This window comes from Nocardioides marmoriginsengisoli, from assembly GCF_003725695.1.
Lineage (GTDB): Bacteria > Actinomycetota > Actinomycetes > Propionibacteriales > Nocardioidaceae > Marmoricola > Marmoricola marmoriginsengisoli.
This window is the reverse complement of the sequence record NZ_RJSE01000009.1, coordinates 524831-545949: the sequence shown is the minus strand read 5'-3', so window position 1 is coordinate 545949 and position 21119 is coordinate 524831. Positions and strand designations below refer to the sequence as shown.

The window sequence follows — 21119 nt, the reverse complement described above, 5'->3', positions numbered from 1 at the left end:
TCCCGTGGTGATCTCTCGTTGGTTGCTCGGTCCGGGCTCAGACCCGTCCGAACCTGTCGATGTCCTCTTGGAACGCCGCGGCCATCTCGGCCCCGACGGTCGGTCGCACCAGGGCGATGGCGTCGAGGTAGTCCTCGGTCTCCGCGCCCCGGCTGCCCCGGGGCTGGCCGACGGCGAGGCCGCGCTCGAAGGAGCGGTGCGCCGCGGCCTGGGCGCAGTGCGCCAGGTCGGCCGGGGTCATGTTCTCCGACGCGTCGACGAGGCGGTCGAGGTCGACGTCGTCGCGCTCGGCGCGTCCGACCAGCGAGGTCCAGATCGCCCGGCGGCCGACGTCGTCCGGCGGGCCGACCGGCACGATGTAGTCGAAGCGCCCGGGCCGGAGGAAGGCGCTGTCGATGCTCCGCACCGAGTTGGTGGCGCAGATCAGCAGCCGGGAGTCCCGCTCCCGGAACGCCGGCACCAGCTTCAGCAGCTCGTTGACGACGCCGTGCGCGCCCCGGCCCGGTTCGCTGGCCGCGGGCGTCGAGCGCTCGGAGACGATCTCCTCGACCTCGTCGATGAAGACGACGACGCGTTCCAGCAGGTCCAGCCGGGCGAAGGTCTCGCGCAGCCCGATCGCCAGGCCGTGCGGGTGGCTGGAGAGCCGCGACGGGTAGATCTCGACGAACGGCCAGCCGAGGCGGCTCGCGATCGCCCGCGCGAAGCTGGTCTTGCCGGTGCCCGGCGGACCGAACAGGATCACCGAGCGCGGCGGCACGAAGCCGTGCGCCCGGGCCTCCTCGCGGCGCTGCAGCGGGAGCACCACGTGCGACTCGATGAACTCCTTCTCGAAGGTCATCCCGGAGAGCCCCTCCCAGAGGCCGTCGGGCTGGATCCGTCCGCCGAGCGACTCCAGGGTGGCCGCCTCGCCGGGGCCGAGACCCTCGCGACGCTCGTAGTACGCCGCCGCCGGCAGCCGCTCGTAGCCGGCCTTCTCCAGCCCCATCGCCAGCTGCTCCTCGTACGGGAGCACGTAGGAGATCCGGCGGGCGCCCTGGCTGAGCAGGTAACGCTCCAGGCTGGTCAGCAGCGAGCTGACCAGGCCCTGCCCGCGGTGGTCCGGGTGCACCGCCATCCGCATGATCCAGGCGCGGTCGGTGTCCACCGTCGAGACGGCGGCCGCGACCAGGTGCCCGTCCCGGACCGCCACCACGGCCGGCTGCTTGGCGGCCAGGGCGGCGAGGCACTCGCCGACGCTGAAGATGCTGGGCTGGCCGAGGGTTGCGGTGGCGTCCCACAGATGAACGATGTGATCCAAGTCGTCATCGGTGTACTCCCGCACCAAGTACTCCATGTCGAGCCTCGATCTCTCCGGTGTCAGGACCGGGTCAGGCCCGGGTCACGCACCGCGGCGCTCGGCCGAGTCCATGGTCTGGGCGAGCAGCGTCGCGATCGTCATCGGGCCGACCCCGCCGGGGACCGGCGTGATCCAGGAGGCCCGCTCCGCGGCGGCGCCGTACTCGACGTCACCGACGTTGCCGGCGTTGTAGCCGGCGTCGACGACGACCGCGCCGGGCTTGATCCAGGCGCCGCGCACCAGCTCGGGCCGGCCGACCGCGGCGACGACGACGTCGGCCTCGGCGACCCGGTCGGCGAGGTCCGTCGTCCGGGAGTGGCAGATCGTGACGGTCGCGTTGCGCTCGAGCATCAGCATCGCCATCGGCTTGCCGAGGATCCGGCTCCGGCCGACCACGACCGCGTGCTTGCCGGCGAGGTCGACGTCGTACGCGTCGAGCAGCCGCATGATGCCGCCGGGTGTGCACGAGGCGTAGCCCGGCTCGCTGAACGACATCGCCGCGAAGCTCGCCAGCGTCACGCCGTCGACGTCCTTCTCCGGGCTGATCGCCTCGAACGCGAGGTGCTCGTCGATCTGCGGCGGCACCGGGTGCTGGAGCAGGATGCCGTCCACGGCGTCGTCGGCCGAGAGCGCCTCGACCGCGGCGACGAGCTCCTCGGTCGTGGTCTCCTGACCGAGCTCGACGCGACGGGACTCGATGCCGACCTGGCGGCACCGGTTCTGCTTCATCTTGACGTAGGTGTGCGAGGCGGGGTCCGAGCCGACGAGCACGGTCGCCAGCATCGGCGCCCGGCCGGTCCGCTCGGTGAATTCCGCGGCGCGGAGGCCGACGTGGGCCAACAGGTCCGCTGCTGCTGCTTGGCCGTCGAGGATGGCCATGGACGTTCCTTCCGTGGTTGCTTCAGGGGGGTGAGGGTGCGCGGGTGTCCGGTCCGCTCAGCGGAAGACGACGGTGCGGTGACCGTTGAGCAGCACCCGGCGCTGGACGTGCCAGAGCACCGCGCGGGCCAGGGTGTGCGACTCGGTGTCGCGCCCCAGGGCGACCAGGTCCTGCACCGACGCCTGGTGGTCGACGCGGGCGACGTTCTGCTCGATGATCGGGCCCTCGTCCAGGTCCGAGGTGACGTAGTGCGCGGTGGCGCCGACCAGCTTGACGCCGCGCTCGTGCGCCTGGCGGTAGGGGTTCGCGCCCTTGAAGCTCGGCAGGAACGAGTGGTGGATGTTGATCGCGCGACCGTCGAGCTCCTTGCAGAGGTCCTCGGAGAGGATCTGCATGTAGCGCGCCAGCACCACCAGGTCGACGTCGTGCTCCTCCACGATCGCGAGCAGCTCGGCCTCGGCGGCCGCCTTGGTCTCCTTGGTCACCGGGATGTGCCGGAACTCGATGCCGTGCCGGGCCGCGAGCGGTTCGAGGTCCGGGTGGTTGGAGACGATCACCGGGATCTCGGCCGGCAGCAAGCCGCTGGACCAGCGGTACAGCAGGTCCTGGAGGCAGTGGTCGAACTTGGAGACCATCAGCAGCAGCCGGACCGGGCGGCCCAGGTCGCTGATCTCGTAGTCCATCGCGAACTCCGCCGCGATCGGTGCGAAGGCAGCTTCGAGCTCGGCCAGTGCGGGCGTGGAGTCGCCGGTGCGCATCTGCACCCGCATGAAGAACAGACCGGACGACGGTTCGCCGAACTGGTTGCTCTCGACGATGTCGCAGCCGTTCCGGAAGAAGAAGTCGACCACCGCGCGGACGATCCCGGGCCGGTCGGCGCAGGACAGGGTGATCACCAGCCCCCCGGCGTCCGGCTCGGTCTTGCGCTGCGGGGCGGTGAGGGTGCTCTCGCTCATGTCCTCAGCCCTTCAGCCGCGAGCCGGTCGGGTCGTACGGCGCCTTGAGGCTGACCTCGGCGTCGAAGACCACGCCGGCCGCCTCGACCTGGTAGGTCCCGCCGCGGACGTAGTCGGCGTCGGCGATCTCCACCTCCGGCTCGACGTACGCCATCGCGACGCAGCGACCGAGGACAGCGCTGTACGCCGCCGAGGTCACGAACCCGCGGGGCTCACCGTTACGGAGCAGCAGCTCACCACCCCAGAGGACGGCGTCCGGGTCGTTGAGGGTGACCGAGACCAGCCGGGCACGCGGGCCGGCGGCCTTCGCCTTCTCGACCGCTTCCCGGCCGCGGAAGTCGACCCCGCTCGCCAGCTTGCAGGTGAACGTCATCCCGGCCTCGACCGGGGTGCGGTCCGGGGTCAGCTCGCGGCCCCAGGCCCGGTAGCCCTTCTCGATCCGCATCGCGTCGACCGCGTAGTGGCCGACTGCGGTCAGGCCGAGATCGGCGCCGGCGTCGACCAGGCGCTCGTAGGCGGTGACGGCGTACTCGGTGGGGATGTAGAGCTCCCAGCCCAGGTCGCCGACGTACGAGACCCGGGTCGCGCGGACCGGAACCGGCCCGATGTCGATCTTCTGGCTGGTGTAGAACGGGAACGCCTCGTTGCCCAGGTCGGCGTTGCTGAGCCGGTTGAGCAGGGTCCGCGACTGCGGCCCCATGATCCCGAGCACCGCGTACGACGAGGTGACGTCGACGACCTCGACCCGCGAGCCCGCAGGCAGGTGCCGGTTGAGGTAGTGCTCGTCGCGGGTGCCCTGGGCCGAGCCGGTCACCAGCAGGTACTCGTCGATCGCCGTCCGGGTCACAGTCACGTCGGACTCGTAGCCGCCGCGGTCGTTGAGGATGCCGGTGTAGACGGTGGTCCCCGGTGCGACCGCCATGTCGTTGGCGCAGATCCACTGCAACGCCGCCTCGACGTCCGGGCCGCGGAGCAGGAACTTGGAGAACGCGGTCTGGTCGAGCAGTGCCACCTGGTCACGGGTGGCCTGGTGCTCGGCGTTCACGTACGGCCGCCAGTTCTGGTGGCCGAAGGAGTACTCGGTGACCCGGGCGACGCCCTCGGGGGCGAACCAGTTCGGCCGCTCCCAGCCGTTGCGGTTGCCCATCACGGCACCGCTGTCGTCGAGCAGGTGGTGGATCGGCGAGCGGCGCAGCGGGCGACCGGTGTCGGGCTCCTTGTTCGGCCACGGGATCGCGTAGTGCAGGCCGAGGGTCTCCTTGGTGCGCTCGCGCAGCCAGGTCTCGTTGGAGTTGAACGGCGCGAACCGGCGGATGTCCACCGGCCACAGGTCGCGGTCGGGCTCACCGGCGACGATCCACTCGGCCATCGCCATACCGGCGCCGCCGGCCGACGCGATCCCGGTGGAGTTGAAGCCGGCGAGCACGTACATGTTCGGGCACTCGACGGCCTCGCCCATGATGAAGTTGTTGTCCGGCGTGAACGACTCGGGGCCGTTGTAGAGCTTCTTCATGCCGGCGGTCTCGAGCGCCGGGACCCGGGTGATCGCGTTCTCCATCAGGATCGCGAACTGCTCCCAGTCGTCCTCGAGCAGCTGGAAGACGAACGGGTCCGGGATGTCGTACGGACCGACCCACGGCTTGGCGTCGGGCTCGAACCCGCCCATCACCAGGCCGCCGACCTCTTCCTTGAAGTAGATGTAGCCGTCCTGGTCGCGCATCACCGGCAGGTCGCGGTGGACGCCCTCGATCGGGTCGGTCACGACGTAGAAGTGCTCGACGGAGTGCAGCGGGACCTTCACCCCGGCCATCGCGCCGATCTGGGCGGCCCACTGGCCGGCGCAGTTCACGACGGTGTCGCACTCGATCAGGCCGTTCTGGGTGCGGACGCCGGTGATCCGGTTGCCCGCCATCTCCAGGTCGGTGACCTGGGTGTCCTCGCAGACGATCGCGCCATGGCTGCGGGCGCCGCGCGCCAGCGCCTGGGTGAGGTCGGTGGGGTTGGCCTTGCCGTCACCCGGCAGCCAGACCGCGCCGACCAGGTCGTCGGTCCGCATCAGCGGCCACTTCTCGCCGGCCTCGGCCGGGGTGAGCCGCTCGGCCTCGACGCCGAACGCGCGGGCGGTGGCGAGCGTGCGCATCAGCGACGTCATCCGCTCCTCGGTGCGCGCCACCGAGAGGCTGCCGCAGCGCTTCCAGCCGGTGCCGAGACCGGTCTCCTCCTCGAGCGTGGCGTAGAGCTGGGTGGAGTACTGGATGAGCTTGGTCATCGCGTCGGTCGGCCGCAGCTGGCCGACCAGCCCGGCGGCGTGCCAGGTCGTTCCGCCGGAGAGCTTGCCCTGCTCGAGGACTACGACATCGGTCACCCCCAGCTTGGTGAGGTGGTACGCGACGCTCGTGCCGACGATGCCGCCGCCGATCACAACGACCTGTGCTCGGGACGGCTGGGGGGTAGCCATTGTTCCTTCTTTCAGTGAGTGCTGCGGGGGGTGGGTGCGGTGGGGTGCCGCGCGGCGAAACGACGGCACCCCACCACGATCAGTCGACCGTGACGTCAGACAGATCGATGAGCTCCGACGTCGTCGTGTGGAAGTTCTGGACTCCCTTACGAGCGGCGAAGAAGTTGACCATGTGGTACAGCGGGATGACGACGGCGTCGTCCTCGACCAGCTTGCGCTGGACGTCCTGCATCACCTGGTTGCGCTCGTCGCTGCCGACCTCGAGGGTGGCGAGCGAGTCGATCTGAGCGTCGACAGCCGGGTCCTTGAACTGCGACATGTTGTTCACCGAGTCGCTGCGGAACACGCGGAGCAGCATGTCGCCCGGGTCACCGGAGCTCATGCCCCAGCCGAGGTAGTACATCTCGGTCTTGTGGTCGAGCAGCGACTGGTACCAGGTACCGGCCTCCTGCACGTCGAGCTTCAGCGTGATGCCGACCTTCGCCAGCTGCTGCTGGACGACCTCGCCGATGTCCTTGTCCTTGAGGTAGCGAGCCGCCGGGAGCGTCAGCGTGAGCTTGACGTTCGACAGACCGGCGTCCTTGAGGAGCTTCTTGGACTCTTCCGGGTTGTAGTCGAGCTTGATCGGCGGGTCGTTCTTCAGGAACTCCGGCGACACCAGACCCTCGTTGGCAGCGTTGCCGATGCCTTCGAGCACGTCGTCGACGATCGCGTTGCGGTCGATCGCGTGGGCGACGGCCTTGCGGATCACCGGGTTGGTGACGGTCTTGAGGTTGAAGCCGAGGAAGATCGGCCGGGCCTTCGGCTCGGTGATCAGGTAGAAGTCCGAGGACGACTTGAGCGAGGCGGCCTGGTCCGGCGGCGGGTTCTCGATGACGTCGATGTCACCGGCCTGGAGCGCGCTGTAGCGGGTGCTCGCCTCGGGGATCGGGATGAACGAGACCTTGTCGACCGAGGGCTTGTCGCCCCAGTAGCCGGAGTACCGCTTGAAGGTCATCGAGGTGTCCGGGATCCACTCCACGAACTCGAACGGACCGGTTCCGACCGGCTCCTTCGCGATCTTGTCGCCCTTCTCGTCCAGCGCCTTGGGGCTGATGATCGCGGCGACCGGAACGGTCAGGTTGTTCAGGATGCTGGAGAACGGGTTCGTCAGGACGAGCCGCGCCGTCATCGGGTCGGGGGTCTGAACTTCCTTGATCATGCCGAGGAAGCCCTTGCCCTGAGCCTGGGTCGAGGCCCGCTCGAGGCTCTTCTTGACCGCGGCCGAGTCGAAGTCGGTGCCGTCCTGGAACTTGACGCCCTCACGGAGCTTGAAGTCCCACTCGGTGTCGGAGACCTGCTTCCACGACGTCGCGAGGCTGGGCTCGAACTGGCCGTCGTTGGTGAGCTTCACCAGGCCTTCGTAGACCAGGTTGTCCCGCGTGAAGTCGCCCGCGAGGACGAAGTTCGGCGGGTCGAGGCTCTGCGCATCGGAAGCCATTCCGATGCGGAGCGTCTTGTTGCCGTTGCCGGACGGCTCATCGCCGCCGGAGAGGCCACCGCATGCACTGAGCACGAGGGCGGAAACCAGAGCAAAGGTGAGCCCGATACTCCACCGAAGCCGGCTACCTGGAGGTTGCGCCATTGCTAGAACCTTCCGTTTGACAAGGGTGAGATCTCCGACTGCTCGGGCCGCCCTTGGTTCACTGATCAAACCGTTGATCCGAAATACTGGTGTCTTGGGTCACGTGTGTCAAGGGATCTCCTGAAACTCGAAAATGCGCGCGCTCAAAATGACCCGCCCAGCCTCCCTCGGCCGTGCACGTCGCGCGCGCCGGGGGTGCCCGGGCAGCGGCAACTAGCCTGGAGCGGTGAACACCGAAGACCTGCGCCTGGCCGTGTACCGCGCGTTCGCCGCGGGACGGTTCCCGACGATCGCCACCCTCGCCCTCGAGCTCCGGGCGATGCCGGACCAGGTCCGCACCGGCCTGATCACGCTCTCCCTCGGCCGGCACGTCGTCCTCGACAGCACCGGCGCGATCCTGATGGCGCACCCGTTCTCGGCCGTTCCGCAGGGATTCGCAGTGATGGGCAAGGACGTGCTCTGGTGGGGCGGCTGCGCCTGGGACTCGTTCGCGCTGCCGCACCTGCTTCCCGAGCAGGCTCCCGTGCTGGTGTCGACCCGGTGCCCCGCCTGCGACCGCCCGCACGTCTGGAACGTCTCCGACCAGGAGCCTCCCGAGGGCGACCAGGTCGCGCACTTCCTGGTCCCGGTGGCGAACATGTGGGACGACGTCGTCCGCACCTGCGCCCACCAGCGGATCTTCTGCTCCGAGGCCTGCGTCGACAACTGGACCGCGTCCGCCGGCAGGACCAAGGGCGAGGTTCTCGACCTGCCTACGCTCTGGCGCCTCGCCGAGCACTGGTACGACGGCCGCCTCCAGCGCGGCTACCGGCGGCGGGACCCGGCCGAGTCGGCGCAGTACCTGCGCGAGGTCGGCCTCACCGGAGCGTTCTGGGGCAGCTGATCCCGCTCAGAACCGGTGCGCCCGGGCGATCCTGACCAGGTCCGCGGACGGGCCGGTCAGGCGTCGGGGCCCGGTCCAGACGGCGCGGAGCTCACGACCCAGGTCGAGGTCCACCGGCACCTCCAGGACGGCACCGGTCGCCAGCGCCTCGGCCACCGACAACCGACTCAGCACCGCGGGGCCGGCGCCGGCCTGGACAGCCACGCGGACGGCGGCGTTGCTGGCCAGCTCCTGCTGCGCCGTCACGACCCGGCCGGTACGCCGGCGCAGCTCGTCGTCGAGACGGACCCGCGTCCCGGAGCCGGGTTCGCGGGTCAGCATCGGGGTGTCGACCAGCTCCTCGCTGGTGACCCGGCCGCGCCGCCGCGCCCACGGATGCTCCGCGCCCACGACGAGGACCAGCTCGTCGCGGGCGACCACCGCCGAGTGCACCCCGCTCGGGGCCCGCGGGCCCTCGACGAACCCGACCTCGCACGAACCGCTGAGCACCGCGGCGAGCACCGCCGCCGTGTTGAGCACCTCGACCCGGACGGCGACGTCCTCGTGCTCCGCGCGCAAGGACGCCAGCCAGGCCGGGAGCAGGTGCTCGGCGATCGTCTGGCTCGCCGAGACCGTCAGCTCGCCGCCGCCGGAGCTCGCCAGGGTCGCGGCTCCGTGGATCAGCACCGAGGCGGCCGAGAGCACGTCGCGGGACCAGTCCACGACCATCAGCCCCGCAGGAGTCAGCCGGGCACCGGTGGTGGAGCGCGTCACCAGGCTGACGTCCAGGGCTCGCTCGAGGCGGGCCAGCGACCGACTGGCATTGGGCTGCGCCATCCCGATCGCCTTCGCGCCAGCGCTGACGCTGCCGTGCTCGGCGATCGCGACGAGCAGCTCGACGGCGCTCAGATCAGGCCATTGCGTCATCTCCGAAGGATATAGCGGCATGGAGAAGTGACGGCTACTGCGACCGCCGGTGTCGGCACAGAGTGGAGGCATGACGACGGCGACCCGGCAACCAGCGGCACCAGCGGCACCAGCGGCACCAGCGCGGCGTACCGGGTTGGCTCCGGGGGTGGCGGCCTGCGGTGCCGCTGCGGCGGTCGCGTTCGGCCTCGCCCACCTCGTGCCGGCGCTCAGCCCGCTCCTCGTCGCGATCTTCCTCGGGACGGCGGTCGCCGCCGTCGCCGCGCCCGGTCCTCGCCTCCTGCCGGGTCTCGCCTACGGGTCGCGGACGCTCCTCCGCGCCGGGATCGTCCTGCTCGGCCTCCAGGTCTCGCTGCGTCAGATCGCCGACCTCGGACCGCGGACGCTGGTCCTGATCGTCGTCGTGGTCGCCTCGGGCATCGCGTTCACCCTGGCCGTCGGCCGTGCCCTCGGCGTCTCCTGGACGCAGCGGGTGCTGATCGCCTGCGGCTTCTCGATCTGCGGCGCCGCGGCGATCGCTGCGGTCGACGGGGCGATCGACGCCGACGAGGAGGAGACCGCCACCGCGATCGCCCTGGTCGTCGTGTTCGGCACCCTGATGATCGGCGTCCTCCCGGTGGCCGCCCTGCTCCTGAACCTCGACGACCGCACCGCCGGCACCTGGGCCGGAGCGTCGATCCACGAGGTCGCCCAGGTGGTCGCCGCCGGAGGCCTGGTCGGGAGCGGTGCCCTGACGGTCGCGATCGTCGTCAAGCTCGGCCGGGTCCTGATGCTCGCGCCGGTGGTCGCCTGGGTGACCTGGCAGCAGCGCCGCCGGCTCCGCGCGAACCGGACGGTGACCACCCTCCCGCCCCTGGTCCCTGGCTTCATCGCCGGCTTCGTGGTGATGGTCCTCGTCCGCACCTGGGCCGCCCCGCCGGAACTGGTCCTGGAGCTGGCGAAGAACGCCGAGACCCTGCTCCTCGCCGCCGCGATGTTCGCGCTCGGCTGCGGGGTCCAGGTCCGGGTGCTGCGCGCGGCCGGGTGGGCGCCGATGCTGCTCGCGGGCGCAGCGACCGCGTGGGTGACCGTGGTCGGGCTCGTCGGCGCCGTGCTGATCCACTGACCGGCGCAGCGATCAGGCCTGTCGCAGCATCCGCTGACGGCTCACCCAGCGCAACGAAGACGTCGCTCATGTTCGGCGCATTGATCATCACCGCACTTCGCTCGGTGCGAACCCGCGTTCTGGGCCCTAATTCACCAGAAGGTGAACAAGAGTGAACTTACGGCAGGACCGGGTAGTGGCTGGTGATCGCGACCCGGTTCCAGGCGTTCATCACGGTGACCAGCCACGCCACGGCGGAGGTCTGCTCGTCCGACAGGGAGCCGTCGTCCCAGGACCGCGACTCCGGCACCGCGAGCGAGGTCATCTGCTCGGCCAGACCCAGAGCCGCCCGCTCCTGAGCGGTGAAGTACGCGGTCTCCCACCAGGCCGCAAGCACCGCGAGCCGATCGGCGGTCTCCCCGAGCGCCAGGGCGTCGCGTGAATGCATCCGCAGGCAGAACCCGCACCCGTTGAGCTGCGAGACGCGGATCTTGACCAGCTCCACCAGCAGCGGCGCCACCCCGGCCGCCGCCAGCGCGGCGGCGCACTCCTCGTCGAGCTTCGTCATCTGGCGGTAGACGCCCGGATGGATCTTGCTCATGTTCACGGCGATCGCCCCTCCCGACTCGGTGTTCACTCTCGTCGCGATCAACCTAGCGGCGAGCCCAGACGTCCCCGTGCTCGCACGAACCGTCACGAGAGACGCGGAGAGCCGGGCCCGAAGGCCCGGCTCTCTCGTTGTTCACACGTGCGCGAGGGGGGATTTGAACCCCCACGCCCTTTCGGACACTGGCACCTGAAGCCAGCGCGTCTGCCGTTCCGCCACTCGCGCGTGAAGCGGGGACAGGCTATCCCAGACCGACTCGCCTGCCCAAACCGGGAGGGGACGAACCCGTCGCCCCGCCCTATACGCTGGGCGGGTCGCGGAATTGGTCCGCGCACTGTCGCATGTGCTGAAGGGGGTGAGGACCTGAGCGGGCTGCAACGCTTCGAGAACCGGTTGGAGCAGATGATCTCCGGGGTCTTCGCGCGCACCTTCCGCAGCGCGGTCCAGCCGGTCGAGATCTCCTCGGCCCTCGTGCGCGAGGTCGACAACTCCGCGCAGGTGCTCAGCCGCGACCGCCGGCTGGCCCCCAACGACTTCCACGTCGAGCTCTCCGAACCGGACCACGCCCGGCTCACCTCGTTGGGCGACGCGCTGATCGCGGAGCTCACCGGCCTGCTCAAGGACCACGCCGCGGCCCAGTCCTACGTCTTCACCGGCCCGGTCGGGATCACCCTCGAGGTGGCCGACGACCTCACTACCGGGCGGTTCCGGGTCCGCAGCCAGGCGATGGCGAAGGTCAGCCAGAGCGGGCCGGAGATCAGCGAGACCCAGGTACGCCGCGCCACCGCCGTCCTCGACATCAACGGCGAGCGGATGCCGCTGGCGCCTCCGGGGATCGTGGTCGGCCGCGGCAACGACGCCGACCTCCGGGTGAACGACCCGGGCGTCTCCCGCCGGCACGCCGAGTTCCGGGTGGTCAGCGACGAGCACGGCCCCCGGGTCAGCGTCCATGACCTCGGCTCCACCAACGGCGTCCTGGTCAACGGCAAGCGGGTCGAGAACGCCGCGCTGGCCGACGGCGCCGTCGTACGGATCGGCAACACCACGATGACCTTCCACCAGAGACCGGAATGAGGACGCGATGTCTGAGCTGACTCTGGTGCTGATCCGCTTCGGGTACCTGGCGATCCTGTGGATCTTCGTGCTCTCCGCGATCTCGGTGATCCGGACCGACATGTTCGGTGCCCGGGCTGCCCGCGAGGCCAGCCGCGCCCAGGAGCGCCGCGCCGCGAAGGCGGCGGGGAAGACCCGGACCAAGCCGGTGAAGGCCCGTCGCGGCGACCCGACCTCGGTGGTGATCCTCGAGGGCGGCAACTCCGGCGAGACCGTGTCGCTGGCCGCCGCGCCGCTGCTGATCGGCCGCGGCAACGACGCCGCGATCCGTCTCGACGACGACTACGTCTCCACCCGGCACGCGCGGATCGCCAGCTCCGGCGAGCAGTGGTACGTCGAGGACCTCGGCTCCACCAACGGCACCTACGTCGGCAACAGCCGGATCACCCAGGCGACGGCGATCTCGCTGGGCACCCAGATCCGCATCGGGAAGACGATCCTGGAGCTGCGGAAGTGAGCCAGGGATGACGCTCTCGCTCCGCTTCGCCGCGCTCTCGGACGTGGGCCGGGTCCGCCGCGACAACCAGGACTCCGGGTACGTCGGACCGCACCTGCTGATCATCGCCGACGGCGTCGGCGGGGCCGCCCGGGGCGACATCGCCAGCAGCGCGACCGTGGACGCCCTCCGCAAGCTCGACGCCGCGCCGGGCAACGACGCCCTCAGCGAGCTCGCCGCGACCATCCACCTGGCCCACGACCGGCTCGCCGAGATCGTCGAGGCGCATCCCGACCTCGACGGCACCAGTACGACGGTCAGCGCCGCGATCTTCGACGGCACCCACCTGCGCCTCGGCCACATCGGGGACAGCCGCGCGTACCTGCTCCGCGACGGCCTGCTCCGCCAGCTGACCTCCGACCACACCCTCGTGCAGAGCCTGGTCGACGAGGGCCGGATCACCGAGGAGGAGGCCCGGGTCCACCCGCACCGCAACCTGATCCTCCGCGCGGTCGACGGCGTGCACGACCCCGAGCCCGACCTGTTCTCGGTGCCGGTCCAGGCCGGCGACCGGCTGCTGTTCTGCTCCGACGGTTGCTCCGGCGTGCTCGAGCCCGAGACCCTCACGGCGCTGCTGGTCGGCGACCCCCTCGAGGACGTCGCCGCCCGGCTGGTGCGCAGCTCGCTGGAGGCCGGCAGCTCCGACAACGTCACCGTGGTGGTCGCCGAGGTCGTCGAGGGCGACGATCCGCCGGCCCGCCCGCTCGTGGTCGGCGCCGCGGCCTCGACCCCGCACCTGCTGATCAGCAACGAGTCGACCGGCAACCTGGACGAGGCCGACGTCGATCGCCTCGCCGAGGCGATCGATCCGGAGGCGATCCGGTACGCGCCGCAGCCGCCCCCGCGAGGCCTCTGGCTCCGGCGCCTGCTCGCCGTCCTGGTGGTCCTGGGCCTGATCGGCGCCGCCGGCTGGGGCGCCTACCGGGTCTCCCAGAACGGCTACTTCGTCACCGAGTCGAACGGCAGCATCGCGGTCTTCAAGGGCGTCAACATCGACCTGCCGGTAGTGAAGATGCACACGCTGGTCCGGACGACCGACTTCACCCTGGAGGACATGGGCGAGTTCGCCGACGAGGTCCGCGACGGCAAGGACTTCACCACCCTCGCGCTCGCGATCGGCTTCGTCTACCAGGCGGCGTGCCCCACGACCGACGCTGGCGCCGCGACCCCGACCCAGGACACCGGCCGTACTTTCTTCGACCGCCTGCTGCCGCCGATCGGGCCGCAGTCGACCACCCCCGACACCAGCCCGTCGGGCGCCAGCTGCGCCGAGGCGCCATGAGCCGGACCTCACCGACCCCCACCCGTCCACGGGACCCGCGTCCGGGCCCGCTGATGGAGTTCGTGCACCGCCGCCGCCGCGGCGCCGAGCTCTTCCTGCTGATCCTCAGCCTGGTCGTCGGCATCGGCGCCTACGCCGCGGTCGGGCTCGGCGTCGACGGCAGCGTGCCCGCCGACATCTACAAGTACGGCGGCTGGCTGACGGCGCTGATCGTCGCGGCGCACCTCACCATCCGCTGGAAGGCCGCGTACGCCGACCCGATCCTGCTGCCGATCGTCGCCGCCCTGAACGGTCTCGGCCTCGCGATGATCCACCGGATCGACCTCGGCATGCAGGCCAAGAAGCCCGACTACCAGGCGCTCGCGTCCTCGCAGCTGATCTGGATGACCCTCGGGGTCGCGCTGTTCATCGGCGTCCTGGTGCTCCTCCGCGACCACCGCCGGCTGCAGGCCTTCACCTACACCTCCGGGCTGGCCGCGCTGGTGCTGCTGCTCCTGCCGATGGTCCCCGGGATCGGCCGCAACATCCGCGGCGCCCGGATCTGGATCCACCTCGGCCCGCTGAGCTTCCAGCCCGGCGAGGTCGCCAAGGTGCTGCTGGTGATCGCGTTCGCCGGTTACCTGGTGCTCTACCGCGACGCGCTGGCCCTGGCCGGACGCCGGGTCCTCTTCGTCGACCTGCCCCGCGGCCGCGACCTCGGCCCGATCCTGGCGATGTGGCTGATCAGCCTCGGCATCCTGGTCTTCCAGAACGACCTCGGCTCGTCGCTGCTCTTCTTCGGGATGTTCCTGGTGATGCTCTACGTCGCCACCGAGAGACCCGGGTGGCTGGTCATCGGCGGCCTGATGTTCATCGCCGGCGCCTACTTCGGCTACCTCACCACCGGGCACGTGAAGGTCCGGGTCGAGGCCTGGCTGGACCCGTTCAACCCGGACAACAACGGCTACCAGATCGTGCAGGGGATGTTCGGGATGGCGTGGGGCGGCCTGACCGGGCGCGGCCTCGGACTGGGCTCTCCGCAGGACACCCCGATCGCCTCGTCCGACTTCATCATCCCGGCCCTCGGCGAGGAGCTCGGGCTCACCGGCGTGATCGCGATCATCCTGCTCTACGGGCTGCTGGTCGAGCGGGCGCTGCGGACCGCGCTGATCTGCCGGGACAATTTCGGCAAGCTGGTCGCCACCGGCCTCGGGGTCGTGTTCGCGCTGCAGGTCTTCGTCGTCATCGGCGGCGTCACCAAGCTGATCCCGCTGACCGGCCTGACCACGCCGTTCCTCTCCCAGGGCGGCTCCAGCCTGGTCGCCAACTGGGTGATCATCGCGCTGCTGCTGCGGATCTCCGACCAGGCCCGGCGACCACCGCCGGAGTTCCTGGAGCCCGGTGAAGACATGGACTCCACCCAGGTGGTGAGCATGCGATGAATCGCCCGATCCGCAACCTCGCGATCGCCTGCATGGCGATGTTCCTGGCACTGATGGCCAACGCCACCTACCTGCAGTACTGGCAGGCCGACTCGCTCAACTCGCTGACCGAGCACGACAACAACACCCGGGTGAAGGACGCCACCTTCTCCGAGCCGCGCGGGCAGATCCTGGTCGGCAAGAAGGCGATCGCCCTCAGCAAGAAGTCGAACGACCGGTTCAAGTACCAGCGGGTCTACCCGTTCGGCGCCGAGTACGCGCACATCGCCGGCTACTTCTCGCGCAGCCGGTTCGGCGGCATCGAGTCCAGCCAGAACAACATCCTCACCGGCGACGCCCCGGGCCTCTTCGTGAACCGGGTGATCGACCTGCTCGGCAACCAGGCTCCGCAGGGCGGCAACGTCGTGCTGACCCTGAACGCCAAGGCGCAGAAGGCCGCCTACGAAGGGCTCAAGGCGCTCGGCAACAACACCCGAGGCGCGGTGGTCGCGATCGAGCCGGCGACCGGCCGGATCCTCGCGATGGTCTCCAGCCCGACGTTCAACCCGACCCGGATGGCCAACCACGACATCTCGATCTCCGACAAGGCCTACGACCGGCTGCTCGCCGACAAGCTGATCCCGCTGAACAACCGGGCGATCGAGGAGCGGCTGCCTCCGGGCTCGACGTTCAAGCTCGTCACCGCGGCCGCCGCGCTCAGCAGCGGCAAGTACAACCCGGACACCCTCGTCCCCGGCGGCGCGTCCCTGGACCTGCCGCAGACCTCGAAGGACCTGGTCAACGAGAGCCGCGGCTCCTGCGGCGGCAACAAGATCACCCTGACCCGCGCCCTCGAGGTCTCCTGCAACGTCGCCTTCGGCGCGGTCGGTCTCAAGCTCGGCGCCGACGCGCTGCGCGAGCAGGCCGAGAAGTTCGGCTTCAACAAGCGCGACTTCTTCACCGACCTGGACGACCCGCTGACCTCCCAGGCCACCAGCGAGTTCCCCCAGGACGTCGACGCACCCCAGACCGCGCTGTCGGCGATCGGCCAGGCCAGCGTCACCGCGACGCCGTTGCAGATGGCGATGGTGGCGGCCGGGATCGCCAACAACGGCCGGGTGATGACGCCGTACCTGGTCGACGAGATCCGCTCCGCCGACCTCGACGTGATCAAGCCGATCGAGCCCAAGGTGCTCACCCCGCAGGCGATCACGCCCTCGGCCGCGAGCAAGCTCGCCGAGATGATGGTCGCCGTGGTCGACAACGGCACCGGCCGGACCGCGCAGATCCCCGGCATCAAGGTCGCCGGCAAGACCGGCACCGCGCAGAGCCTGCCCAGCCGGCCGCCGTACGCCTGGTTCGTGTCGTTCGCGCCGTCAGTAAATGCCCGGGTGGCCGTCGCAGTACTGATCCAGGACGCCAACGTCGACCGGGACGCGATCTCCGGCAGCGGCCTCGCCGCCCCGATCGCGAAGTCCGTGATGGAGGCGGTGCTCAACCCATGACCCGACCGCAACACCGTGAAGACCTGACCAGCACTGCACGTGAACGAATGAGGGGACACCTCGATGTCTGAGCCCACTGGACCGCACCGCATCGGCGGCCGCTACGAGATCGGCGAGCTGCTCGGCCGAGGAGGGATGGCCGAGGTCCGCAAGGGCACCGACGTCCGCCTCGGCCGCACCGTCGCCATCAAGCGGCTGCGCACCGACCTGGCGAGCGACGCGACCTTCCAGGCCCGCTTCCGCAGGGAGGCCCAGTCCGCGGCGTCCCTGAACCACCCGGCGATCGTCTCGGTGTACGACACCGGCGAGGAGATGTCGACCGACGGCAGCAACGTCGCACAGCCCTACATCGTGATGGAGTACGTCGCCGGCCGCACCCTGCGCGAGATCCTCCGCGAGGGGCGCAAGATCCTTCCCGAGCGGGCCCTGGAGATCACCTCCGGCACGCTCGGCGCGCTCGACTACAGCCACCGCGCCGGGATCATCCACCGCGACATCAAGCCGGGCAACGTGATGTTGACCCCGGCCGGCGACGTGAAGGTGATGGACTTCGGCATCGCCCGCGCGGTCGCCGACGCGCACAACACGATGACCCAGACCGCGGCGGTGGTCGGCACCGCCCAGTACCTCTCCCCGGAGCAGGCCCGCGGCGAGACCGTCGACTCGCGCTCGGACGTCTACTCGACCGGGTGCCTGCTCTTCGAGCTGCTCACCGGGCGGCCGCCGTTCGTCGGCGACTCGCCCGTCGCGGTCGCCTACCAGCACGTCCGCGAGCAGGCCCCGGCCCCGTCCAGCCTGGACGCCGACCTGCCGCCGGAGATCGACGCGATCGTCGCGAAGGCGCTCACCAAGCGCCTCGAGGACCGCTACCAGAGCGCTGCGGCGATGAAGGAGGACATCGACCGGTTCCTGGCCGGCCGTCCGGTCCAGGCGCCCCCGGTCCCGTCCGAGCCGGCGTACTCCGCGCCGCTGATCCCGACGCTCGGCACCGACACCGCCTCGACCTCGGTCGTCCCCGGCGCCGGACCGTGGACCCCCGAGCCGAAGCGCCGGGTCGGCCCGCTGACCCTGCTCGCGGTGCTGCTGGTCGCGGTGATCGTCGGCGCGATCTTCCTGATCCCCAAGCTGATCGGATCCGCCCCCGAGCAGGAATCGGTGCCGAACTTCGCCACCATGACCGAGGCCGAGGCCCGGGCGGCGATCGCCGCGAAGGGCTTCACCGTCGGCGAGATCATCCCCGAGCCGAGCGACACCGTCGAGGACGGCATCGTGATCCGCTCCGACCCCGAGTTCGGCTCCTTCGTGGACCCCGGCGCGACCATCGACCTGGTGATCTCCAGCGGCAAGAAGGTCGTCACCATCCCGGACCTGATCGGGCAGAACAAGAACACCGCCGCCGAGCAGCTGAAGGCACTCGGCCTGAAGGTGTCGCTGAAGCCGAAGACGTCCGACGAGGCCAAGGACAACGTCGTCGAGATCGCACCCGCCGTCGGCGCCAGCATCCGGGTCGGGGAGCGAGTCACCGTCTACTTCTCCGAAGGACCGCAGAAGGTCCCGAACGTGATCGGCAAGACCGAGGCCGAGGCGGTGCAGCTGCTCGAGGCGGCCGGTTTCCGGGTCAGCAAGGAGCTGGACTCGAACTCGACCGAGCCGAAGGGCACCGTCACCAACCAGTCGCCGCCGGCCGGCAGCACCCAGCTGCAGGACACGACGATCCAGATCTTCGTCTCGACCTACGAGGAGCCGCCCCCGCCCACGGACACCCCGACGGGCACGCCGACCGGGACCCCGACGGGAGAGCCGGAGATTCCGTAGCCGCGGATCGAGACCCCGCCCGACCCGAGGTGCCGACGCGACCGCGTCGGCACCTCGGTCAATTCTCGGGCTTGACCGGGCCGACCACCGTGAGCGCCGCGATCAGCGTGGTGATCGGCACCGCCAGCACCAGGCCGATCCCGCTCGCCAGCGTCCGGACGATCTCCTCGGCGATCGACTCCGACGAGAGCAGGTCGAAGATCGGCCGGTCGTAGAGCGAGAGCAGCAGCAGCACCGCGAGCGCGCTGCCGGCGTACGCGAAGACGATCGTGTAGATCGTCGAGGCGATGTGGTCCCGGCCGATCCGCATCGCGCTGGTGAACAGGTCCCGCCGGGACGTCTCCGGCGCCGCCTCGCGCAGCTCCCAGACCGCCGACGCCTGGGTGATCGTGACGTCGTTGAGGACACCGAGCCCGGCGATCACCAGAGCGCAGGTGAACAGGCCCTGGAACGACAGGCTGCCCGCGAACGCCGAGAGCAGCGCGGTGCCCTCGTCGGCGAACCCGGAGAGGTTCGAGCCGTTGATCGCGATCTGCCCGACCGCCGCCGTCACCCCGACCCCGAGCAGCGTCCCGGCGAGGGCGGCACTGGTCCGGATCGACGGGCCGTGCGCCAGGTAGAGGACGACGAACATGATCGCCGCCGAGCCGGCCAGCGAGACCGCCATCCCGGACGAGCCGGAGAGCAGCGCCGGCAGCATGAACTTGAGCAGGACCAGTCCGCCGAAGCCGAGGCTGATCAGCGCCAGGATGCCGCGCAGCCGGGCCACCAGCGCCACCACCACGATGAACGCCACCCAGAGGATCCACAGCGGCTTCAGCCGGATCACCTCGTCGAAGGAGTACGTCGCGGCGGCACCCGAGGTCCCGGGCACGCGCATCAGCCGGACGGTGTCGCCGCGGGCGAGGCCGGAGTCCGCGACCGCCGTGGGCACGCCGACCTGCTGGGTGCTCCCGGACTCCGGTCCCGAGGACACCACCGCCGCGACCGTGCCGCAGGCAGGTGCCGAGATCGGGTCGGTCGAGGCCGGACCGGTCGGCTCGGCCCCGGGCTCGGTCGGGCAGGCCTTCTGCACCGACTCGACCGTCGCCTTCACGAAGGTCACGCCCGGAGCGGCGAACTGCGCCTGCTCCCGCAGCTTGGCGACCTTGGCCGAGTCCGGCCAGAGCATCGACACGGCCACCACGGTGGCGACCGCGGAGAGCGCGAGGAACATCAGCAGGACGGTGACCGGTCCGCGCGCGACCGCCACCCGGGAGGGGCCGTGCCGATGCGCGTGGGAGTGCGAGTGCGCCACGGTTCTCCTCTGCGGCTGTCAGCCGCGGCTGGGCTGGTCGGGCGTGCCGGGCACGGCGTACTTGAGCGCCGACGTACCGGTGTAGCCGCCGAACTCCAGGGAGATGCTCGGCGTCACCTCGTACCCGAGCTGGTAGGCGTCCACGAAGGTCTTGTAGGCGTCGACGTACACGCTGTTGTCCAGGCTGGCGTAGAGGTCCGAAACGCTGCCGATCGCCGAGATCCGGTACGGCGGGGAGTAGTTGACGCCGTGCAGGATCACGGTGTTGCCCACGCACTTGATCCCGGTCGTCGAGATCACCCGCTCGCCCTGGATCGTCATCGCCTCCGCGCCGCCGGCCCAGAGCGCGTTCACGACCGCCTGGATGTCCTGCTGGTGCACGACCAGCTCGTCGGGGGTGATCCCGCCCGGCTCGTACGCCGCCTTGATCAGGTTCTTGGGAGCGTCGTCGAGCACCACGGTCAGCCCCGGGCCGCGGACCGGGGCGAAACCGGCCGGTTCGCGCAGCTCGTCCACCTGCCGCTGGAGCTCCTCGACCTGGGCGTTGTCGACCAGCCGGGTCAGCCGGCCGACCTCGCCGTTGAGGCTGGCCACCCGGTTCTGCAGGTCGTTGGCGTGGATCCGCTCGGAGCGGACCACGTGGTCGAGGTCGGTGATGCTCGCCGCCCGCAGGTCCAGGCCCTTCGAGTTCACCGAGGTGGTCACGAAAAGGGCTCCGGCGAAGACGAACATCGCCACCGCCGCGGGGCGCCAGCGGCCCCGGAAACGGAACCGGAGCAGGTCGCGCCAGCGCGCCAGCGATTCGTTGCGACCGGTCGTCACGACACCCTCCCCAGCACACTCGAGACCGCCAATACCTGGCCGCTACCCCGGAACGGGCCAGCGGTGACTACGCTAACCGACGACCTCCAATCTCTAAGCCTCGATCCTGGGAGCCCTGCCGTGTCCAAGCCCGCCGCCCGAAACACGTCTCCGACGCTGAGTGGCTACGAGACGTCCCTGGTGCGCTGCGCCATCGTCGTCCTCCTGGTCGCCGCCGGAATCGCCTGGATGGTCGTGTACACCCACGTCGCCATGGACCCGGCCGAGTTCGCCCACAAGCTGCTCGTCGAGAAGCCGAAGGACCCCCTTCCGTGGATGAGTGACATGTACCGGTGGAACTACGCCATCGGGTTCGGGCTGATCTTCCTCGGCCTGATCATCTCCGCGCACCCGAAGACCCCGCTGGGTCGCGGGCAGGGCGTGGTCGTCGGCATGCTCGGCTGCTTCCTGCTCGGCCTGATCTGGATCGTGACGTACTACTTCGTCGGCCAGGAGAGCGGCGACGGCTTCCACATCCCGGTGATGGACAAGCTGGACCAGATGAACCTGATCGTCGGGGTGGCGTTCATGGCGGTCGGGTTCACGTTCGCCACGAAGTGGGAATGACACCGGTGTAGTTCTCCACAGGGTTGTCCCCAGGGTGGGGATAAGTTCT

18 protein-coding genes and 1 tRNA gene are annotated in these 21119 nt (G+C 70.2%); 9 read left to right on the top strand and 10 right to left on the bottom strand.

Features of this window, described 5'->3' with window-relative positions:
* Positions 1 to 37: 37 nt before the first annotated feature.
* From EFK50_RS21185 to EFK50_RS21165, 5 genes are all read right to left on the bottom strand, one after another.
* Positions 38 to 1333, bottom strand: a complete 1296-nt coding sequence (locus EFK50_RS21185) for an ATP-binding protein (RefSeq protein ID WP_123229555.1) — start codon at positions 1331 to 1333, stop codon at positions 38 to 40.
* Between the two features lie 45 nt (positions 1334 to 1378).
* On the bottom strand, positions 1379 to 2215 hold the full coding sequence (locus tag EFK50_RS21180) for a bifunctional 5,10-methylenetetrahydrofolate dehydrogenase/5,10-methenyltetrahydrofolate cyclohydrolase (protein WP_123229554.1): 837 nt from the start codon (positions 2213 to 2215) through the stop codon (positions 1379 to 1381).
* A gap of 57 nt (positions 2216 to 2272) precedes the next feature.
* A complete protein-coding gene (purU, locus tag EFK50_RS21175) occupies positions 2273 to 3172 on the bottom strand; it encodes a formyltetrahydrofolate deformylase (RefSeq protein ID WP_123229553.1) in 900 nt (299 codons plus the stop codon).
* Between the two features lie 4 nt (positions 3173 to 3176).
* Positions 3177 to 5630, bottom strand: a complete 2454-nt coding sequence (locus EFK50_RS21170; RefSeq protein WP_123229552.1) for a GcvT family protein — start codon at positions 5628 to 5630, stop codon at positions 3177 to 3179.
* Between the two features lie 79 nt (positions 5631 to 5709).
* Positions 5710 to 7110 (bottom strand): ABC transporter substrate-binding protein, encoded by a 1401-nt coding sequence (locus EFK50_RS21165; protein WP_183407946.1) that lies wholly within the window; start codon positions 7108 to 7110, stop codon positions 5710 to 5712.
* A 370-nt stretch (positions 7111 to 7480) separates the two neighbouring features.
* On the opposite strand from EFK50_RS21165, the gene merB reads away from it, so the two are divergent.
* On the top strand, positions 7481 to 8137 hold the full coding sequence (merB, locus tag EFK50_RS21160; RefSeq protein ID WP_221177500.1) for an organomercurial lyase: 657 nt from the start codon (positions 7481 to 7483) through the stop codon (positions 8135 to 8137).
* Positions 8138 to 8143: 6 nt separating this feature from the next.
* On the opposite strand, the gene EFK50_RS21155 is transcribed toward merB, so the two are convergent.
* Positions 8144 to 9043 carry a LysR family transcriptional regulator gene (locus EFK50_RS21155; RefSeq protein WP_123229550.1) on the bottom strand — a complete coding sequence of 300 codons (900 nt, stop codon included), beginning with the start codon at positions 9041 to 9043 and terminating at the stop codon, positions 8144 to 8146.
* Positions 9044 to 9113: 70 nt separating this feature from the next.
* On the opposite strand from EFK50_RS21155, the gene EFK50_RS21150 reads away from it, so the two are divergent.
* Positions 9114 to 10148 (top strand): YeiH family protein, encoded by a 1035-nt coding sequence (locus EFK50_RS21150; RefSeq protein ID WP_123229549.1) that lies wholly within the window; start codon positions 9114 to 9116, stop codon positions 10146 to 10148.
* A 157-nt stretch (positions 10149 to 10305) separates the two neighbouring features.
* Here EFK50_RS21150 and EFK50_RS21145 read toward each other — a convergent pair whose 3' ends face one another.
* Complete coding sequence (locus EFK50_RS21145; RefSeq protein WP_246004266.1) at positions 10306 to 10764, bottom strand: carboxymuconolactone decarboxylase family protein; 459 nt, start codon at positions 10762 to 10764, stop codon at positions 10306 to 10308.
* Positions 10765 to 10876: 112 nt separating this feature from the next.
* Positions 10877 to 10959: transfer RNA gene (locus EFK50_RS21140), tRNA-Leu, on the bottom strand.
* Between EFK50_RS21140 and EFK50_RS21135 the strand changes: the two genes are divergently transcribed.
* The 6 genes from EFK50_RS21135 (at position 10960) to pknB (ending at position 18345) form a co-directional block, all read left to right on the top strand.
* Positions 10960 to 11808, top strand: a complete 849-nt coding sequence (locus EFK50_RS21135; RefSeq protein ID WP_281274067.1) for an FHA domain-containing protein — start codon at positions 10960 to 10962, stop codon at positions 11806 to 11808.
* 7 nt (positions 11809 to 11815) lie between these two features.
* A complete protein-coding gene (locus EFK50_RS21130; RefSeq protein ID WP_123229547.1) occupies positions 11816 to 12304 on the top strand; it encodes an FHA domain-containing protein FhaB/FipA in 489 nt (162 codons plus the stop codon).
* A 7-nt stretch (positions 12305 to 12311) separates the two neighbouring features.
* Positions 12312 to 13625 carry a PP2C family protein-serine/threonine phosphatase gene (locus tag EFK50_RS21125; RefSeq protein WP_123229546.1) on the top strand — a complete coding sequence of 438 codons (1314 nt, stop codon included), beginning with the start codon at positions 12312 to 12314 and terminating at the stop codon, positions 13623 to 13625.
* Complete coding sequence (locus EFK50_RS21120) at positions 13622 to 15046, top strand: FtsW/RodA/SpoVE family cell cycle protein (RefSeq protein WP_246004265.1); 1425 nt, start codon at positions 13622 to 13624, stop codon at positions 15044 to 15046. The genes EFK50_RS21125 and EFK50_RS21120 overlap by 4 nt, the downstream gene beginning before the upstream one ends.
* The gene (locus EFK50_RS21115) at positions 15043 to 16530 is read left to right on the top strand and encodes a peptidoglycan D,D-transpeptidase FtsI family protein (protein WP_123229544.1); all 1488 of its coding nucleotides are present in this window, start codon (positions 15043 to 15045) and stop codon (positions 16528 to 16530) included. The genes EFK50_RS21120 and EFK50_RS21115 overlap by 4 nt, the downstream gene beginning before the upstream one ends.
* Positions 16531 to 16593: 63 nt before the next feature.
* The gene (gene pknB / locus EFK50_RS21110; protein WP_123229543.1) at positions 16594 to 18345 is read left to right on the top strand and encodes a Stk1 family PASTA domain-containing Ser/Thr kinase; all 1752 of its coding nucleotides are present in this window, start codon (positions 16594 to 16596) and stop codon (positions 18343 to 18345) included.
* 58 nt (positions 18346 to 18403) lie between these two features.
* Here the strand turns inward: pknB and EFK50_RS21105 are convergent, their stop codons facing one another.
* The gene (locus EFK50_RS21105) at positions 18404 to 19642 is read right to left on the bottom strand and encodes a YibE/F family protein (protein ID WP_246004264.1); all 1239 of its coding nucleotides are present in this window, start codon (positions 19640 to 19642) and stop codon (positions 18404 to 18406) included.
* 18 nt (positions 19643 to 19660) lie between these two features.
* Positions 19661 to 20464 (bottom strand): DUF881 domain-containing protein, encoded by an 804-nt coding sequence (locus tag EFK50_RS21100; RefSeq protein WP_123229542.1) that lies wholly within the window; start codon positions 20462 to 20464, stop codon positions 19661 to 19663.
* A gap of 120 nt (positions 20465 to 20584) precedes the next feature.
* Between EFK50_RS21100 and EFK50_RS21095 the strand changes: the two genes are divergently transcribed.
* Positions 20585 to 21070, top strand: coding sequence for a cell division protein CrgA (locus EFK50_RS21095; protein ID WP_246004263.1), 486 nt, complete (start codon positions 20585 to 20587; stop codon positions 21068 to 21070).
* The last annotated feature ends 49 nt before the right edge of the window (positions 21071 to 21119 follow it).

Excerpts from the sequence above, each read along its gene's own strand:
- EFK50_RS21185 (WP_123229555.1), bottom strand. The coding sequence starts at position 1,333 with ATGGAGTACTTGGTGCGGGAGTACACCGATGACGACTTGGATCACATC.
- EFK50_RS21180 (WP_123229554.1), bottom strand. The coding sequence starts at position 2,215 with ATGGCCATCCTCGACGGCCAAGCAGCAGCAGCGGACCTGTTGGCCCAC.
- purU (WP_123229553.1), bottom strand. The coding sequence starts at position 3,172 with ATGAGCGAGAGCACCCTCACCGCCCCGCAGCGCAAGACCGAGCCGGAC.
- EFK50_RS21170 (WP_123229552.1), bottom strand. The coding sequence starts at position 5,630 with ATGGCTACCCCCCAGCCGTCCCGAGCACAGGTCGTTGTGATCGGCGGC.
- EFK50_RS21165 (WP_183407946.1), bottom strand. The coding sequence starts at position 7,110 with ATGGCTTCCGATGCGCAGAGCCTCGACCCGCCGAACTTCGTCCTCGCG.
- EFK50_RS21155 (WP_123229550.1), bottom strand. The coding sequence starts at position 9,043 with ATGACGCAATGGCCTGATCTGAGCGCCGTCGAGCTGCTCGTCGCGATC.
- EFK50_RS21150 (WP_123229549.1), top strand. The coding sequence starts at position 9,114 with ATGACGACGGCGACCCGGCAACCAGCGGCACCAGCGGCACCAGCGGCA.
- EFK50_RS21130 (WP_123229547.1), top strand. The coding sequence starts at position 11,816 with ATGTCTGAGCTGACTCTGGTGCTGATCCGCTTCGGGTACCTGGCGATC.
- EFK50_RS21125 (WP_123229546.1), top strand. The coding sequence starts at position 12,312 with ATGACGCTCTCGCTCCGCTTCGCCGCGCTCTCGGACGTGGGCCGGGTC.
- EFK50_RS21120 (WP_246004265.1), top strand. The coding sequence starts at position 13,622 with ATGAGCCGGACCTCACCGACCCCCACCCGTCCACGGGACCCGCGTCCG.
- EFK50_RS21115 (WP_123229544.1), top strand. The coding sequence starts at position 15,043 with ATGAATCGCCCGATCCGCAACCTCGCGATCGCCTGCATGGCGATGTTC.
- pknB (WP_123229543.1), top strand. The coding sequence starts at position 16,594 with ATGTCTGAGCCCACTGGACCGCACCGCATCGGCGGCCGCTACGAGATC.